Here is a 16,615-nt window from a genome sequence, read left to right as displayed (position 1 = left end):
GGTGGGCCCCGCCCTCAGCCCGCGTCGCGCTGGGTCAGGCTGTCGACGGTCTTCCACAGGATGCCGGGTGTCTCGAACGACCCCATGGTGAGCTCGTCGCCGAGGAAGCGGATCTGGTAGGTGTCCTCCAGCGCGCCGAGGAGCTGCACCATGCCCAGCGAGTCGAGCCCGAGGTCGCGCAGTTTGACGTCGTCGTCGAGCGGCTCGTCGGGGGCCGCGAAGGGGAGGAACTGGCGCAGCAGGGGCGCGAATCGGTCGTCCTGCACGGTGACTCCAAGGTGTCGTGAGGGGTGGTCGTCGTACGGCCGCTCGCGAAGGCGGCGCTGCCGCCCAGGGCTCGGTCGCCCGCGCCGCACGCTCGCTCGGGCGGTGTCTGTCGCTCAGGCGGCGCCGACGCGGGTACGGCGTTGGTGCGTGCGGCGGGTGTTCGTACGGCGCGGCGTCATCGCGGCGCGCGGGTTGGCGGGCACGACCTCGAAGGCTTCCGTCGTACGGCCGACCCGGCCGAACAGGTTGTCCGGGCCGGCGACGCAGACGCGGCGGGTGCCGAAGGACCGCAGCCCGTCGATGACGTCGGGCCAGTTCAGGGGGCGGGTGAAGCTGTCCAGCAGCATCGCCCGCAGACCGGCGCCGGTCTCGACGAGCGCGCCGTCCTGGTCGGCCACGACCGGCAGCCGCGGGTCGGCGAAGTCGAGACCGGCCAGGACCTCGCGCTCGACGCGGTCACGGAGCGGGGCGAACGCGGCGCAGTGCATGGGCGGGCGCATGGTGTAGAGCGACAGCGCGCCGACGTCGCGCAGCCGGGAGCGGAACCAGTCCACCCGGTGTTCGCTGAGCGACACCATGTAGAAGCCGTCGTCGATGTAGCAGGAGATGTCGTGCCACTCCCCCGCGGCGTCCAGGTCGGCGAAGATCGCCGTCAGGCCCTCCTCCGGGGCGCGGACGAAGGACAGCGTGACGATGTCCTGGTGGGCGTGGCGGAAGTAGTCGTCCATGCAGCGGGCGAGTTCGGCGGTCATGCGTATCGCGTCGGGCACGGTGAGCGCGCCGCAGTAGGCGAGGGCCGCCTTCTCGCCGAAGCTCGGTCCCGTCACCACCGCGGGGACGATGCCGAGTTCACGCTCCGCCCACCGCGCGGACGCCAGGCAGTTCACCAGGAAGGCGACCTGCGCGGCCTCCGAGTAGTCGCCCTCCGCCTCGCGGAAGGTGTCCACGAGGGAGTAGCCGAGTACGTCGTCGGCGATCGCGACCAGCTCTCTGGCCTCCGGGTTGACCACCATGAAGCGGCCCACGTCCGAGAAGGGCGACGGGCCCATGCCGGGGAACACCATGGCGGTGGCGTCCGGGCCGGCCGTGCCGTCGTTCGCTGTGCTTTTCATGGCCTCCCCTTGCCGGGCGCGCGTCGGGGCGCGTACCGGATCGTGTGATGGGTCGGGTCGTACGGGGCCACGGCTCGGCACGTGGCGCCGCCCGGCGTCGTGCGGCGGTTCAACAGCGGTCGTACGGCCCTCTCGTGGCGTCGTACGGGAGCGAGCAGGGGCCGTAGGGACGCGCCGCGCCGTCGCTCTACAGACTCTTCAGGAAGTCGACCATCACCTCGGTGAACCGCTCGGGTTCCTCCAGGTGCGGCAGATGGCTCGACTCCTCGAAGATCTCCCAGCGCGCGCCGGGTACCAGGTCGGCATACGGCCGCATGACGGTGGGCGTCGCCTCGTCGTGCCGGCCGCCGATCAGCAGCGTCGGGGTCCGGATCCGGTGCAGATCGTCGATGATCGACCAGTCGCGCAGGGTCCCGATGACATGGAACTCGTTCGGCCCGTTCATCGTGTAGTAGACGGTCGGGTCGTTGTAGATCTCCATGAACGAGGACAGGAAGTCCTGCGGCCACGGCTGGATCCGGCACACATGACGGTCGTAGAAGACGCGCATGGCGGCGTAGTACTCGTCGGTGTCGGTGGTGCCCGCCGCCTCGTGGCGCAGCAGGCTCGCCTGCACCTCGGGCGGCAACTCAGCCCGCAGCGCCGCCATCTCGCTGAGCCACAGCGGCATGGAGGCGGGTGCGTTCGCGACGACGAGTCCGCGCAGCCCGGCCGGGTTGTTCATCGCGTGCGACGCGGCGAGCGGGCCGCCCCAGGACTGGCCGAACAGGACGTAGTCGTCGGCGATGCCGAGCCGGTCGAGGAGGTTGTCGAGTTCGGCGAGGAACAGGTCCACCGTCCAGAAGTCGGCGCCTTCGCCGGGGAGATGGGTGGAGCCGCCGTTGCCGAGCTGGTCGTAGTGGACGACGGGCCAGCCCTCGTCGGCGAGGGCTGCCAGGGCGAGGAGATAGTCGTGCGTGCTGCCGGGGCCGCCGTGCACGGCGACGAGCGCGGGCCGGCCGGCCTTGAGGTCGCCGGTCACCCGGTACCAGGTGCGGTACTCCCGGAAGGGCACGGTGCCCTTGTCGCTGGGATCCGGTGACACGGTGAGCACCCCGTTCCAGTTCTCTGAGTGGGACCACGGAAGCGTGATCGGGATCGACGCTAACCCCGCCGCGGGGCCGATCTGGACCCCCTAACCGCCCCTACCGGGCCGGGGCCGGGCCGGGGCCGGGCCGGGCCGTCCGCCGGCGGGTGGGAAGGCGCCCGGTGGCGCCTTCGTCCCTGGTCCGGGACCGGACACCCGGCAGGGGGAGGTAGGGGGGTTCGGCGCCCGCGGGGGGCGAATTAGTGTGCGGGAGGCGGCCGGGCCGGACACCGAGCACCGCCGGACAGGCCCAGGCTCCCGCCGTCGTGGGGCGTGTGGCCCGCTCTCCCCCGGAGCGGGCCGCGCGCTCCGCGGACACGTGCCGCGCACCGTCGGCCGTCCGCGCCCGCCACCACCCACGTATCGAGTTCGAGAGGGCACCATGAACCCTGCCGACCGTGCCGGCGAGGCCGAGCACCCGCCGTTCCCCATGACCCGGGCCTGCCCCTTCGCGCCCCCCGCGCGCTACGCGGAACTGCGGGAGAACGAGCCCGTCTCGCGGGCGTCCCTGAAGGTGAACGGCAAGCCGGCGTGGCTGATCACGCGGCACGACCATGTGAAGCAGATCCTCGGCGACTCGCGGGTCAGCGCCAACCTGAAGCTGCCGGGCTATCCGCTCCAGGTGCCGGTGCCCGACGAGATGCTCCAGGCGGTGCCGCTGACGTTCCTGTCCATGGATCCGCCGGACCACACCGTCCAACGGCGCATGCTGGCACCCGAGTTCAGCCTGCGCCAGATGCGGGCGATGCGGCCGCGTGTGCAGGAGATCGTGGACGAGCGGGTCGACGCGATGCTGGCGGAGGGCGGCCCTGTCGACCTGGTGGCGGCGCTCGCCCTGCCCGTACCGTCACTCGTCATCTGCGAACTGCTCGGTGTGCCCTACGAGGACCACGGCCGGTTCGAGCACTGGGCGTGGCAGATCATGAACCACGACATCAGCGACGAGGAGCGCGGCGCCGCGCACTACGAACTCGACAAGTACGTCGACGGGTTGGTCACCCTGAAGGAGGCCGAGCCGGGCGACGACATGATCAGCCGGCTGATCGCGCTGAACCGCGCCGAACCGGCCGTCGAGCACTCCGACATCGTGAGCATGGCGCGGCTGATGCTGGTCACGGGCCACGAGACGACGGCGAACATGATCGCCCTCGGCATGCTCGCCCTGCTCGAACACCCGGACCAGCTCGCCACGTTGCGTGCCGAACCGGCGCTGCTGCCGCAGGCGGTCGAGGAGTTGCTGCGTTTCTTCAGCATCTCCGACGCGGGCACCGCGCGCGTGGCGAAGGAGGACATCGAGATCGGCGGCACGGTGATCCGCGCCGGTGACGGCATCATGCCGCTCAACAACTCCGCGAACCACGACGAGAGCGTCTTCCCCGACGCCGACACCCTCGACGTGCGCCGTTCGGCCCGCAGCCATCTCGCCTTCGGCTACGGCGTCCACCAGTGCATCGGGCAGAACCTGGCGCGTCTGGAGCTGGAGGTCGTCTACGACACACTGCTGCGCCGGATCCCCGGTCTGCGTCTGGAGAAGCCGGCCGACGAGCTGCGCTACAAGGACGACGCGATCGTGTGGGGCCTGTACGAACTCCCGGTGAGCTGGTAGCGGCCTCAGGGCGTGTCTTGAAAGTCCCGTACGGCCGAGCGGGGCCGTACGGAGCGAGCCAGAGCCAGAGCGACTGCCAGAGAGGGCACCATGACCCAGTCAGCCGACCAGAGCGCGGACGCGACCGGCCTGCCGGAGTTCCCGATGCGCCGCACCTGCCCCTTCGCGCCGCCGGAGGAGTACGCGAAGCTGCGCACGGGTGAACCCGTCTCGCGCGCCGCGCTCAAGGTGAACGGCAAGCCGACGTGGCTGCTCACGCGCCACGACCACGTCCGCAAGGTCCTCGGGGACGCGCGGGCGAGCTCCAATCTCAAACTGCCGGGATATCCGCACCAGTTCCACATCCCGGAGGAGATGCTCCAGCACATCCGGCTGATGCTGCTGTCGATGGATCCGCCGGAGCACACCGCCCAGCGGAGCATGCTGCTCTCGGAGTTCACCGCGCGCAAGGCCAGGGAGATGCGTCCCCGGATCCAGGAGCTGGTGGACGAGCGGATCGACGCGATGCTGGCGACCGGCGGTCCCGTCGACCTGGTGGCGGCGCTCGCCCTGCCCGTACCGTCGCTCGTCATCTGCGAACTGCTCGGCGTGCCCTACGACGACCACGCCAAGTTCGAGGAGTGGTCGGCGCGGCTGATGAACCGAGACCTCAGCCAGGAGGAGTACGGCGCGGCCGTGGCCACGCTGGACGGGTATCTGGACGAGCTGGTCACGCGCAAGGAGAGCGAGCCGGGCGACGACCTGCTCAGCCGGTTCATCGAGAAGAACCGGGTGACCGAGGCGTGCGACCACCTCGACATCGTGACGATGGCGAGGCTGATGCTGGTCGGCGGGCACGAGACGACGGCGAACATGATCGCCCTGGGTGTCCTGGCGCTGCTCGAACACCCCGACCAGCTCGCCGCGGTCAGGGACGAGCCGGGTCTGATGCCGAAGGCCGTGGAGGAGTTGCTGCGTTTCTTCTCCATCTCCGACTCGGGCACGGCCCGGGTCGCGGTCGAGGACATCGACCTGGACGGCACGGTGATCCGCGCGGGCGAGGGCATCATGGCGCTCAACAACGCCGCGAACCACGACGAGAGCGTCTTCCCGGACCCCGACACCCTCGATGTACGCCGCGAGGCCCGCGGCCATCTCGCCTTCGGCTTCGGCATCCACCAGTGCATCGGGCAGAACCTCGCGCGGGTGGAGCTGGAGGTCGTCTACGAGACCTTGTTCCGCCGAATTCCCGGGTTGCGGATGGCCGCGCCGGTGGACACCCTGCCGTTCAAGGACGACGCGATGGTCTACGGCGTCTACGAGCTGCCCGTCACCTGGTGACGGCCCACCCATTTCGAGGAGGACAGCGATGCGCGTCCATATCGACCGCGACAGGTGCACCGGCTCCGGCCAGTGCGCGATGCTCGTCCCGGAGGTCTTCGACCAGGGGGAGGACGGTCTGACCCTGCTTCTCACGGAGGAGCCGCCGGAGGACAGTTACGAGGACGTGCTTCAGGCGTCCCTCACCTGTCCGACGCAGGTCATCAGCGTCACCGACTGACGAGCGGAGGAATCCCGTCATGACCGGCACGACCGACGACACCTGGATACGCGTTCCGCACCGGAACCCCGACAGCCGGACCCGGCTGGTGTGTCTTCCGCACGCGGGCGGCGCGGCGTCGTACTACTTCCCGATGTCGGCCGCCCTCGCCCCGGACGTCGAGGTGCTGTCCGTGCAGTATCCGGGGCGCCACGACCGGCGCCACGAGCGGCCGGTGGACGATCTGCATCTGCTCGCGGACCTGATCGCCGAGGCGCTGGGACCGTGGACCGACCGGCCGTTCGCGCTGTTCGGCCACAGTTACGGGGCACTGCTGGGGTACGAGGTGGCGCGCCGGCTCCGCGCGGCGGACCATCGCCCGCTCGCGCTGTTCGTCTCGGGCCGCCGCGCCCCGTCGACCCACCGGGACGAGCGTCTGCATCTGAAGCCGGACGCGTCACTGATCGCCGAACTCAAGTCGCTTGACGGCACGGTGGGGGCGCTGCTGGACAACGAGGAGATCATCGCGATGGTGATGCCGGCGTTGCGGGCGGACTACCGGGCGGTGGAGACGTACGTCCACCGGCCGGGGTCCGAACTCGACATCCCCGTCACCGCGTTCATCGGTGACGACGACCCGAAGGTCACCTCGCAGGAGGCGGCCCGCTGGCGTGACCACACCACGTCGGACTTCTCCCTGGAGATCTTCCGCGGCGGCCACTTCTATCTGGCCGAGCGGTGGCAGGAGCTGACGGGCAGTCTGCGGCGGCGGCTCGACGCGGTGGTGCACAGCACGACCTGACACCGCACGACGCAGCGCAGCAGGAGGGGAAAGGCCCTCCGCGGCCGGTGAAAAGACACCGGCCGCGGAGGGCCTTCTGCTGTTGCCGATGGTCCGTCAGGCGTTCAGATAGGTGAGGACCGCCATCACCCGCCGGTTGACGTCGCTGTCCTGAGGGAGCGTCAGTTTGTTGAAGATGCCGGAGATGTGTTTGGCGACGGCGCCCTCGCTCACGGTGAGCCGGCCGGCGATGGCGGCGTTCGAGCATCCCTCGGCCATGAGTTCCAGCACCCGCCGCTCGCGCAGCGTCAGTGTCCCGACGCCCTCGTCCATCGAGTGACTGACCATCAACTGGGCGACCACGGCGGCGTCCATGGCCGTACCGCCGTTCGCCACCCGGCGGATCGCCTCCACGAACTGCTCGTCGTCGAGGACGCTGTCCTTGAGCAGGTAGCCGATACCGCCCGTGCCGTCGGCGAGCAGTTCACGCGCGTACATCTGCTCGACGTGCTGGGACAGGACGAGGATGGGCAGGCCCGGCATGTCGCGGCGGGCCTGGAGCGCGGCCCGCAGGCCCTCGGTGGTGAAGGTGGGCGGCAGCCGTACGTCCACGATGGCGATGTCGGGGCGGTGTTCGGCCACGGCTCTCGCGAGATCCTCCCCGTTGTCCACCGCTGCCGCGACCTCGAAATCGAACGATGTCAGGAGCTGCACGAGCCCCTGCCTCAGGAGGAAAAGGTCCTCGGCGAGGACGACGCGCACGGAATCTCCAACTCGGTCACGGTGGGGCCGCCGGGTGGGCTGCTGATGTCGATCGTTCCGTCGAAGGCGGCGAGACGCCGCCGGATTCCGGCGAGGCCGGACCCTTCGCTCATGCTCGCGCCGCCCCGGCCGTTGTCGCCGACGCGGGCGTGGAGCACGCCGCGTTCGTATCTGACGGACAGTTCGCCGCGGCTCGCGTCGGCGTGTTTCAGCACGTTGGTGAGCAGCTCGGACACCGAGAAGTATACGGCGGATTCCACGGGCGCCGAGAGCTGTGGGGGGATGGTCACGGACACCTCGAACGGCAGCGGACTCGCGATGGCGAGGGCGCGCAGCGCGTCGGCCAGTCCGCGTTCGGCGAGGACGGGCGGGTGGATGCCCCGTACGAGGTCGCGCAGTTCACGCAGGGCGAGGACGGACGACGCGCGCGCCTCGCGGAGCAGCCGCCGGGCCTCCGCCGTGTCCTTGTCGAGCTGGCGGTCGGCGGCACCGAGGGTCATGCCGAGGCCGACGAGCCTGGCCTGTGCGCCGTCGTGCAGATCGCGTTCGATCCGGCGCAGTTCGGCGGCCTGGGTGTCCAGGGCGCCGGACCGGCTCTCCGCCAGATGGCGGACGCGGGAGGCCAGCCGCGTGGTGTCGGTGTGGCCCAGCAGATAACGGGTGAAGTAGGCGTAGCCCCGGAGGATGAACGGGGTGGTCCAGAGCCAGAGTCCGAAGACTCCGAGGGCCAGGAGGCCGGCGGCGACGGCGGTGGGGTAGCTGTCGACGACGATGCCGCAGTACATGCGTCCCGTGCCGTTGTCGCTGAGCAGGGAGTGCCAGAAGCCGCCCGCCAGGACCAGGCCCTCACCGACGTAGTAGAGGAGGGCGGCGGGGATGAACCCGATCATGCCGACGCCGGTGTTGAGGAAGAGCCACAGGAGGTCGCGCCAGGTGGCCCGGTCGGTGAGGATCCACTTGCAGCGGCGCATCCATCCGACGATGTCCTTCTCGAACTCCAGCGGTTCGGGCTGGTAGGGCACCTCGACCTTGACGCCGGTCCGACCGGCCACCCACCGGGCCCGGTTGCAGAGCCAGCGGACGGCGGGGATGCAGATGGGCAGCGCCACGGCGCCGATACCGATGACGAACAGGATCACGAAGTAGGCCGTCACCAGGAAGAGCGCCAGGGACGGCATCGTGCTCGCGCCGACCACGGTGCCCATGGCCGTGTCGAGCGTGGCCCGGCGGGTGCGCCGACGGACCGCGGCGGCGGCGAACCGCCCGAGGGACAGGGCGCGTTCGCGCGGAGACCGCGCCTGCCCGTCCCCGGTGGGCGGCCCGCCCGCCGGTGGAACGGCCGCCGGTGGAGCGGTGTCCGGACGTTCCCGGTCGGACACCGGTCCTTCGGCCACCATGGTGTGCTCCCTCACTCGGCGGCCACCGTCTCGACCGGTGGGGTGCGCATACCGCGCCAGGACGGGAAGAGCGTACCGCCGAAGATCAGCAGCAGGGATCCGCCGACGACCGCGAGATAGATCCCGATGGAGCCGGACGGCAGGAACGAGTCGTTCTTGACCATCGCGTACGGGACGATGGTCGTGGCGGCGGCCGCCGTGCCGAGCACCACGGCGACGACGGAGATCAGGGCCCCTTCGACGCTCAGCATGCCGAAGACCTGGGCGCGGGTGGCGCCAGTCAGCCGGGAGAGTCCGATCTCCCTGCGCCGCTTGCGGGTCACCACGACCAGGGTGTTGATCACGGTGATGGCCGCGTATCCCACGATCATGGCGACGACGGTGTAGTTGGCGGTCACGAGGATCTGTTGGATGGAGTCGCTGGAGCCGCTGAGGGTGGAGCTGTCGGCCACCCGGGCGCCGGGCAATTCCCCGGCGAAGGAGGCCAGTTCGGTCCTGAGGGCGCCCGGGTCGGCGCCCTTGTCGGCGCGTACGAGGACGTGTTCGGCGAGGCCCGCGGTGGTGTGCGGCGCGAGCGTGCCGGCCGGCAGCAGCAGGAACTCCTCGTCGGGGTCGCCGGCGAAGAGGGCGACGACCTTCGGGTCGGACCGTGTTCCGTCGCCGAGCCGGACGGGCAGCCGGTCGCCCACCGCGACGCCGAACTCCTCGGCCCGGTCGGCGGACAGGGCGACCGTGTCGCCGCTCAGCGCGTCGAGCGAGCCGGTGACATCGCGCAGGGCCAGGTTCTGGCTCGCTCCCCCGGCGTCGACACCGCGCAGGGCGATGCCGCTGGATCCCGACTCGGCCTCCACGAAGCCCCGCGAGGTGACGAGACCGGACGCCGCGGCCACACCGGGCAGTGCGGCGACCTGTCCGGCCACGTCGGACCGGAATCCGCCGGCCTCGGATTCGAGTACGTGGTCGGCGCCGATGCCCGCCGCGTAGCTCTCGGCGGAGACGCTGTCCTCGGTGGACTGCATGTAGAGCGTGCCGGTGGCGATCGCGATCAGCATGATGACGGGGGCGGCGGCGCTCGCCATACGGACGGGGTTGGTGGCCGTGTTGCGTACGGCGAGGCGTCCGGGGAGTCCGGTCAACAGCCGTACCGGCACGCCCAGGACCGCCACGACGGCCGCGCAGATGCCGGGGGCCAGCAGGGCGATGCCGATGCTGAAGAAGACGGACGCGGGTCCCGCGGTGCTCGCCAGGGTCGGGCCGTTCTCCATGACCAGCAGGGTGGTGGCGGACAGGGAGATGCCGACGGTGAGGAAGAACAGGGCCAGCAGCAGGCGGTTCCTGGTGAACCAGCGGGGCCGTACCTCGCTGTCGGCGAGCGCCGCGACGGGCTCGGTGCGTGCCGCCTTGCGGCCGGCGAAGCGGGTGGCTCCCGCGGCGGCGAGGATCGCGGTGACGGCCCCCACCAGCATCGGGACCCAGCCCTGGTGGAAGACGATCACCGGGGACAGGACGCCGCTGTCGGTGAGGATCGAGCAGATGAGCTTGCCGAGCAGATAGCCGGGCGCCACGGCGAGGGCGGTGGCGACGACGGACAGGACGGACGTCTCCCACAGGATCATCCGCCGCAGCTGACTCGACGTCGTACCGATGGAGCGCAGCAGGGCCATCTCGCGGGTGCGCTGCTGGAGCGTGAGGCCGAGGGTGGAGGCGACGCCGAAGAGGACGACGAGCACCGCCCAACTGCCGAAGACCGCGGCGAGGATGATGACGGTGCGCTGGGCGGTCAGGGCGCCCGGTGCCTCGGCGAGGCCGAGGCGTTCGCCGGTGAGGACACTCGCCTCGCCGTCCACCGCTTCCTTGACGGCGGCGGTGACGGCCGCGACGGAGGCGCCGTCGCCGGGCACCACGCCGACGTTGTCGACGCTCCCGCCGGTCAGCTCGCTCGCGCGGTCGTCGGAGACGAAGACGGCGGGGTCGCCGCCGGAGCCGGAACGGGTGACGATGCCGCTGACCAGGTAGGAGTGGGAGACACCCTGGACGGCCAGTTCGACACGGGAGCCGACGGAGGCGTCGGCCCGGTCGGCGAGCGTCTTGTCGAGCACCACCTGGTCGGCGCCCTCGGGGGCGGCGCCGTCGGCGAGGGTGTACGGGGCCAGGGACGCCGAGGCCCAGTTGTGGCCGGCGGTGGATCCGCCGTCGGCTTCGGCGATGTCGGAGGCGCCGGAGCCCCCGGGGATGACGACGGCGGGGAAGGACACGTCGGGCAGGGCCTTCGCCACGCCGGGCACGGAGCGCACGGTCTCGACGAGTCCCGCGTCGAGACGGCCGCGCTCGGACAGGGCGTCGGAGCCGGCGGTCTGATGGCCGGTCACCACGATCGGGGCGGCGGCGAGCCGCTTGGGCTGCGCGTCCATGCGGATGCCGGTCTCCATGAGACCGCCGCAGGCCATGACGATCGCCGCGCCGAGGAACATGGCGACGAAAGTCGCGATGAAGCTCGCCTTGCGGAACTTGAGGGTGCGGAAAGCGAGGAGACCCATCAGAACCGGCCGCCCGTCGCGACGGGCGCGGCCGGCTGTGCGTCGCTCTCCCAGGCACCGAGGCGGGTCATGCGCGCGGCGACGGCGTCGGCGGTCGGCCGCTGGAGTTCGCCCGCCGGCATGCCGTCCGCGAGGAACACCACACGGTCCGCGTAGGAGGCGGCGACGGGGTCGTGGGTGACCATCACCAGGGTCTGCCCGGCGACGGTCACCGACTCGCGCAGCAGCGCGAGGACCGCGCCCGCCGTACGTGTGTCGAGGGCGCCCGTCGGCTCGTCGGCGAAGACCACGGCGGGCTGTGTGACCAGGGCGCGGGCGATCGCCACCCGCTGCTGCTGGCCGCCGGAGAGTTCGCCCGGCAGATGACGGGTCCGGTCGGCGAGGCCGACCCGGTCGACGACGGAGCGGATCAGCTCCTTGTCGGGGCGGCGGCCCGCCAGTTCGAGCGGCAGCAGGATGTTCTGCATCACGGTCAGCGCCGGAAGCAGGTTGAACGCCTGGAAGATGAAGCCGATCCGGTCGCGGCGCAGCTTCGTCAGCTGGACCTCGTCCATGTGCGCGAGGTCCGTACCGCCGACGAACACCGAGCCGGAGGTGGGCTTGACCAGGCCGGCGGCGCAGTGCAGAAAGGTGCTCTTGCCGGATCCGGACGGGCCCATGACGGCGGTGAAGGTCCCCGCGCCGAAGCTCAGGGTCAATTCCTTGAGCGCGGCGACCTGATTGTCGCCGTCACCGTAGATCTTGGCGACGGCGTCGAGCCGTACCGCCGTTTCGCGGGTGGCATGTTCATTGGCGTACACAGGGACTCCCCTACCGAAATTTGATATGTGTGACACGTCGTCGAGCACAAGCGTAGGCAATACGCGGGTTCGGAGGCATTGGCTCCAGGCGGTGTATCGGACGTAGAAGTTCTTCTACCTCCGGTCCGGAAGAAAGCTCCCGGCAGACCACATCACGCCTGATGGGACCTGTTTTCGGCCACCTCTCCCACAGGTTTCGGAGGTGCCTGCTGTCAAGGTGCACGCAACCCCACTACGGTCGGTGTCGTTTCGTGCACCTGAATTTCGGGAGTCCGCTGTATTACGCGGCGACGCACCCGTCAATATGCTCGAAGCGCACACGGAAAACGCCCCCCACGGCAATTGGAGGATTGAGTCGCCATGCGATCGGAAAACGGTCTGGAGACGCAAGTTCTGCCCGACGGCAAGGTCGACTTCTTTCTTCCCCGCACGGGTTTGCGGCATCGCTGCGGCCCCACGGGGACCCTGATGTGGATCGTCCTCCAGCGGCAGGAGTGGCAGGCGGAGCGCGCGGCCGAGGTCCTGGCCGAACAGTGGGGCATCGCCTCCGAGTCGCTGCGTCCCGAGGTGGACGCGTGGGTGAGTCACTTCCAGGACGAGGGTCTGGTGCGCCGGTGTTCGGCGTGACCGGTAGGTGGGCCGGCGCCGCCCGTACGCGGGTCGGTGTGGCCCGTACGCGGGTCGGCGCGGCCCGTACGCCCGGATACGGCGTGACCTGAGGTCACATGCCGGGCGCACGGCCGCCGCCCGGCAGCCCCGCGAGCCAGTCGTCGACCGCCACCGCCGTCGTGGTCGCCGACTCCTCCAGGAGCGTGAAGTGGTTGCCGGGCACCTCCCGCAGGGTGTGGTCCGCGTCCCAGCCGGCCCGCCAGTCGTCGGTGTCCGGCCCGGCGGACGTGAACGACTCGGCGGGGCGTACGAACAGGACGGGCGCCGTGAGCGCGCCGGGCGACCGGTCGAGGATCAGCTCGCTGTAGCGGCTCATGGCGGCGAGCCGCGGGGCGCTGAAACCGCCGAAGCTGTCCTCGCGGTCCAGCATTCCCTCGAACATCTCCCGCCACAGGTCGTCGTTGTCGCCGCCGTCGGGCAGATAGGTGTCCAGCAGGACGACCGCGTCCGCGGGTGTGCCCGCCTTCTCCAGCGTCTCGGCGACGGCGTGGGCGAACTGGCCGCCCGAGGAGTAGCCGAGCAGGACGAAGGGCGCGTCGCCGGCCGCGGCCCGTGTCCCCTCGGTCAGGACGTCGACGACCGCGTCGAAGGACAACGGCAGCGGCTCGTCACGGCCGAAGCCGGGGACGGCCGGCACCGCGACCTCCCTGCGGCCGTGGAAGTGCGTGGCGAAGCGGGCGTACTGGTGCGCGCCGCCGAGCGCCATGGGCGAGGGCACACAGATCAGACGCCGGTCGGCGGGGCCGCGCGACAGTCGTACGGGCGGTGCGACGGAGCCCAGTTCGGCGACGGTGGTGAAGCCGGGCAGGATGGCGGCCACCGCGCCGAGCAGGTCCATGCCCTTCGCCATCCGGCCGCCGGTCGCGGCCATCCGCAGCAGACCGCTGACGGACTCACGGTCAGGTGCGGGGGCGGGGGTGGTGACCGCGATTTCCTGGGTGTCGGCGCTCTCGTCGGGGGCGGACACGCCAGCGCGGGTGTACTCCTCGTGGAGGACGGCGGCGAGCCGGGCGGGTGTGCCGTGGTCGAAGACGGCTCCCGTCGTCAGGGTGAGTCCGGTGGCGGCACCTACCGCGCCGCGCAGTTCGGCGGCGGTCACCGAGTCCATGCCGGCTTCGAGGAAGACCGTGTCGGGGCCGATGCCGCCGTCCGCCGCGTATCCGAGCAGCGCGGCGGCCTCGGCGCTCACCAGTTCGGTCAGCACCTCGGTCGCCTCGGTCGGGGTCAGCCCGGCCAGCCGGTCCCGCAGTGGCTCGCGCGCCGGAGCGGGCGCCGTGGACAGGCCGTGAGGTGTGTCGAGGGCGGGCGCGGAGAGTGCGACGTCCGCCGCGATCCAGTAACGCTCGTGCTGGAAGGCGTACGTGGGCAGCGGTGAGGCCGCAGTGCCGGGGAAGACGGCGGACCAGTCCGGTGTGAGCCCGTCCGCGTACAGACGCGCGAGACCGGTCGCGACCGCGGCGCTCTCCGCTGTCTTGCGGCGGCCGAGCGCGACGAACAGCGCGTCGTCGGGGACCGCGCACTCGCGCGCCATGCCGGTCAGGACGGCGTCCGGGCCCAGTTCCACGAACCGGCCGGCGCCACGCTCGGAGAGCGTCCGCACCGCGTCCCCGAACCGCACCGGCTCGCGCACGTGCCGGACCCAGTACTCGGGGTCGGTGAGCAGACCGGGCCGGGCGATCTCGCCGGTGACACCGGAGACGAGCGGGATACGGGGCTCGTGGAGAACGGCCTTCTCGCAGACCGCGCGGAAGTCGTCGAGCATGTCGTCCATCAGCGAGGAGTGGAAGGCGTGCGAGACCGTGAGCCGCTTCGTCCTGGTGAAGTTGTCCGCGACGCCGATCACGGCGTCGAGTGCACCCGAAATCACCACCGCCGAGGGGCTGTTGACGGCGGCGATCTGAACGCCCGCGCCGAGCAGGGGCCGGATCTCGTCCTCGGTGGCCTGGACGGCGACCATCGCCCCGCCCTCCGGGAGCGCCTGCATGAGCCGCCCTCGGGCGGCCACCAGCCGCCCCGCGTCCGCCAGTCCGAGGACGCCCGCCACATGCGCGGCGGCGAGTTCGCCGATGGAGTGGCCGGCCAGGAAGTCGGGCCGGACGCCCCAGGACTCCAGCAGACGGAACATCGCGACCTCGAAGGCGAAAAGGCCGGCCTGTGCGTACAGCGTGCGGTCGACGGCCGCGCCGTCCGTGCCCGCCAGGACCTCGCTCAGTCCGACCCCGAGCGCCGCGTCCGCCTCGTCGAAGGCGGCGGCGAACACCGGGTAAAGGGCGCGGAGTTCGGCGCCCATGCCGAGCCGCTGCGCGCCCTGGCCGGTGAACAGGTAGGCGGTGCGTGCCTTGGCGCGCGTGCGGCCGCGTACGACCGCGGGGCCGCTGTCGCCCCGGGCCAGCGCGTCCAGCGCGGCGAGGAGACCGTCCCGGTCGGTGCCGGTGACGGCCGCCCGGTGGGCGAAAGCGGTACGCCGGGTGCCAAGGGCCCGCGCCACTGCTGCGGGGGTGTGCTCCGGGCGCTCGGCGGTGAAGTCCCTGAGCCGGGCGGCCTGCGCCGCCAGGGCCTCGGGGGTACGGGCGGACAACGGCCAGACGACGACGGGAGGTTGGGCAGCGCCGGGGTGCCGATCGGCCGGGTCCGGGTGCGCGGGCTCCGGAGCGGCGGGGGCCTGTTCGAGGACGACATGGGCGTTGGTGCCGCTGATCCCGAAGGACGACACCCCCGCCCGGCGCGGCCGGTCCACATCCGGCCACTTCCGCGCCTCCGGCACCAACTCCACCGCGCCCGAGCCCCAGTCGACCTGATGTGACGGCTCGTCGGCGTGCAGGGTCGCCGGTACGACGCCGTGGCGCATCGCGAGCACCACCTTCATGACGCCCGCGACACCCGCCGCGGCCTGGGTGTGTCCGAGGTTGGACTTCACCGAGCCGAGCAGCAACGGCTCACCCTCCGGGCGCCCTTGGCCGTACGTCGCGAGCAACGCCTGCGCCTCGATCGGGTCCCCGAGGGTGGTGCCCGTGCCATGTCCGTCGACCACGTCCACCTCGGCGGCGGAGAGCCGGGCCCGCGACAGCGCCGCGCGGATCACCCGCTGCTGGGAGGGACCGTTCGGCGCCGTCAGACCGTTCGACGCACCATCCTGGTTCACCGCCGAACCCCGGACCACCGCCCACACCTCATGCCCCAACCGCCGTGCGTCCGACAGCCGTTCGAGGACGAGGACACCGAGGCCCTCGGCGAAACCGGTGCCGTTGGCGTCGGCGGCGTACGACTTGCAGCGGCCGTCCGGCGAGATGGCGCCCTGCCTGCTGAACTCGACGAAGGTGCCGGGCGACGCCATCACCGTGACCCCGCCGGCCAGGGCGAGGTCCGCCTCGCCCTGCTGAAGTGCCTGCGCGGCCAGGTGCAGCGCGACCAGGGACGACGAACACGCCGTGTCGACCGACAGGGTGGGCCCTTCGAGGCCCAGCGTGTAGGCGACCCGGCCGGCGACCATGCTGCCGGTGCCGAAACTGCCGAAGTAGTCGTGGTACATCACCCCGGCGTAGACACCGGTCCGGCTGCCCTTGAGGGTCGTCGGGTCGATGCCCGCGTGCTCCAGCGCCTCCCACGATCCTTCGAGGAGGAGCCGCTGCTGCGGGTCCATGACCAGGGCCTCGCGGGGCGAGATCCCGAAGAAGGCCGCGTCGAACTCCCCCGCGTCGTGCAGGAATCCGCCCTCGTCGGTGACCGACCTGCTCCGCCCGTCGGCGTCGTGCAGCGCCTCCTCCCAGCCCCGGTCGGCGGGGAACGCGGTGACGCCGTCCCGGCCGCCCGCCAGCAGCTCCCACAGATCGTCGGGAGAGCCCACGCCGCCGGGGTAGCGGCAGGCCATGCCCACGATGGCGACGGGCTCGCGCTGCGCGGCGGTGAGCGCGCGGTTCTGCTCGCGCAGCCGCTCGGTCTCCTTGAGCGAAGCGCGCAGCGCTTCGAGCATCCTGGTGTCGGGCTTGGCGGGCTCGGCCACGTTCCTACTCCTCGTCACGGTTCTCGTCGCACGGTCTCG

General features: G+C 71.3%; 13 protein-coding genes. 5 read left to right on the top strand and 8 right to left on the bottom strand.

Going from position 1 to position 16,615, the window contains the following annotated elements; all coding sequences use genetic code 11:
• Nucleotides 1–14: 14 nt before the first annotated feature.
• The 3 genes from ACFWHU_RS33210 to ACFWHU_RS33200 all read right to left on the bottom strand — a co-directional run bounded on the left by ACFWHU_RS33210 (nucleotide 15) and on the right by ACFWHU_RS33200 (nucleotide 2,463).
• Nucleotides 15–266, bottom strand: coding sequence for a phosphopantetheine-binding protein (locus tag ACFWHU_RS33210; protein WP_164247782.1), 252 nt, complete (start codon nucleotides 264–266; stop codon nucleotides 15–17).
• Between the two features lie 114 nt (nucleotides 267–380).
• Nucleotides 381–1,379 carry an ACP S-malonyltransferase gene (locus ACFWHU_RS33205; protein ID WP_385801545.1) on the bottom strand — a complete coding sequence of 333 codons (999 nt, stop codon included), beginning with the start codon at nucleotides 1,377–1,379 and terminating at the stop codon, nucleotides 381–383.
• A 187-nt stretch (nucleotides 1,380–1,566) separates the two neighbouring features.
• The gene (locus tag ACFWHU_RS33200) at nucleotides 1,567–2,463 is read right to left on the bottom strand and encodes a proline iminopeptidase-family hydrolase (protein WP_387229528.1); all 897 of its coding nucleotides are present in this window, start codon (nucleotides 2,461–2,463) and stop codon (nucleotides 1,567–1,569) included.
• 424 nt (nucleotides 2,464–2,887) lie between these two features.
• Between ACFWHU_RS33200 and ACFWHU_RS33195 the strand changes: the two genes are divergently transcribed.
• From ACFWHU_RS33195 to ACFWHU_RS33180, 4 genes are all read left to right on the top strand, one after another.
• Nucleotides 2,888–4,111 carry a cytochrome P450 gene (locus ACFWHU_RS33195; RefSeq protein ID WP_385801541.1) on the top strand — a complete coding sequence of 408 codons (1,224 nt, stop codon included), beginning with the start codon at nucleotides 2,888–2,890 and terminating at the stop codon, nucleotides 4,109–4,111.
• A 90-nt stretch (nucleotides 4,112–4,201) separates the two neighbouring features.
• Entirely contained in the window at nucleotides 4,202–5,431 is a 1,230-nt protein-coding gene (locus ACFWHU_RS33190; protein WP_387229526.1) for a cytochrome P450, read from the top strand.
• A 28-nt stretch (nucleotides 5,432–5,459) separates the two neighbouring features.
• Entirely contained in the window at nucleotides 5,460–5,651 is a 192-nt protein-coding gene (locus ACFWHU_RS33185) for a ferredoxin (protein ID WP_385801536.1), read from the top strand.
• Between the two features lie 19 nt (nucleotides 5,652–5,670).
• Complete coding sequence (locus tag ACFWHU_RS33180; RefSeq protein WP_387229524.1) at nucleotides 5,671–6,432, top strand: thioesterase II family protein; 762 nt, start codon at nucleotides 5,671–5,673, stop codon at nucleotides 6,430–6,432.
• Between the two features lie 96 nt (nucleotides 6,433–6,528).
• Here the strand turns inward: ACFWHU_RS33180 and ACFWHU_RS33175 are convergent, their stop codons facing one another.
• The 4 genes from ACFWHU_RS33175 to ACFWHU_RS33160 are packed head-to-tail and all read right to left on the bottom strand — an operon-like array spanning nucleotide 6,529 to nucleotide 11,907.
• Nucleotides 6,529–7,173 carry a response regulator gene (locus ACFWHU_RS33175; RefSeq protein WP_385801532.1) on the bottom strand — a complete coding sequence of 215 codons (645 nt, stop codon included), beginning with the start codon at nucleotides 7,171–7,173 and terminating at the stop codon, nucleotides 6,529–6,531.
• Complete coding sequence (locus ACFWHU_RS33170) at nucleotides 7,137–8,570, bottom strand: sensor histidine kinase (RefSeq protein ID WP_387229520.1); 1,434 nt, start codon at nucleotides 8,568–8,570, stop codon at nucleotides 7,137–7,139. The genes ACFWHU_RS33175 and ACFWHU_RS33170 overlap by 37 nt, the downstream gene beginning before the upstream one ends.
• 11 nt (nucleotides 8,571–8,581) lie before the next feature.
• The gene (locus ACFWHU_RS33165) at nucleotides 8,582–11,107 is read right to left on the bottom strand and encodes an FtsX-like permease family protein (protein ID WP_385801528.1); all 2,526 of its coding nucleotides are present in this window, start codon (nucleotides 11,105–11,107) and stop codon (nucleotides 8,582–8,584) included.
• A complete protein-coding gene (locus ACFWHU_RS33160) occupies nucleotides 11,107–11,907 on the bottom strand; it encodes an ABC transporter ATP-binding protein (protein ID WP_385801526.1) in 801 nt (266 codons plus the stop codon). Before ACFWHU_RS33160 ends, ACFWHU_RS33165 begins: the two co-directional genes overlap by 1 nt.
• A gap of 360 nt (nucleotides 11,908–12,267) precedes the next feature.
• Between ACFWHU_RS33160 and ACFWHU_RS33155 the strand changes: the two genes are divergently transcribed.
• Nucleotides 12,268–12,534 carry a hypothetical protein gene (locus tag ACFWHU_RS33155; RefSeq protein WP_385801524.1) on the top strand — a complete coding sequence of 89 codons (267 nt, stop codon included), beginning with the start codon at nucleotides 12,268–12,270 and terminating at the stop codon, nucleotides 12,532–12,534.
• A 94-nt stretch (nucleotides 12,535–12,628) separates the two neighbouring features.
• Here ACFWHU_RS33155 and ACFWHU_RS33150 read toward each other — a convergent pair whose 3' ends face one another.
• Entirely contained in the window at nucleotides 12,629–16,576 is a 3,948-nt protein-coding gene (locus ACFWHU_RS33150; protein ID WP_387229516.1) for a type I polyketide synthase, read from the bottom strand.
• Between the last annotated feature and the right edge of the window lie 39 nt (nucleotides 16,577–16,615).

The organism is Streptomyces sp. NPDC060366, from assembly GCF_042725135.1.
In the GTDB taxonomy this organism is placed as follows: domain Bacteria; phylum Actinomycetota; class Actinomycetes; order Streptomycetales; family Streptomycetaceae; genus Streptomyces.
The sequence above is the reverse complement of the archived record's forward strand: the minus strand, read 5'-3'. Positions and strand labels throughout refer to the sequence as shown.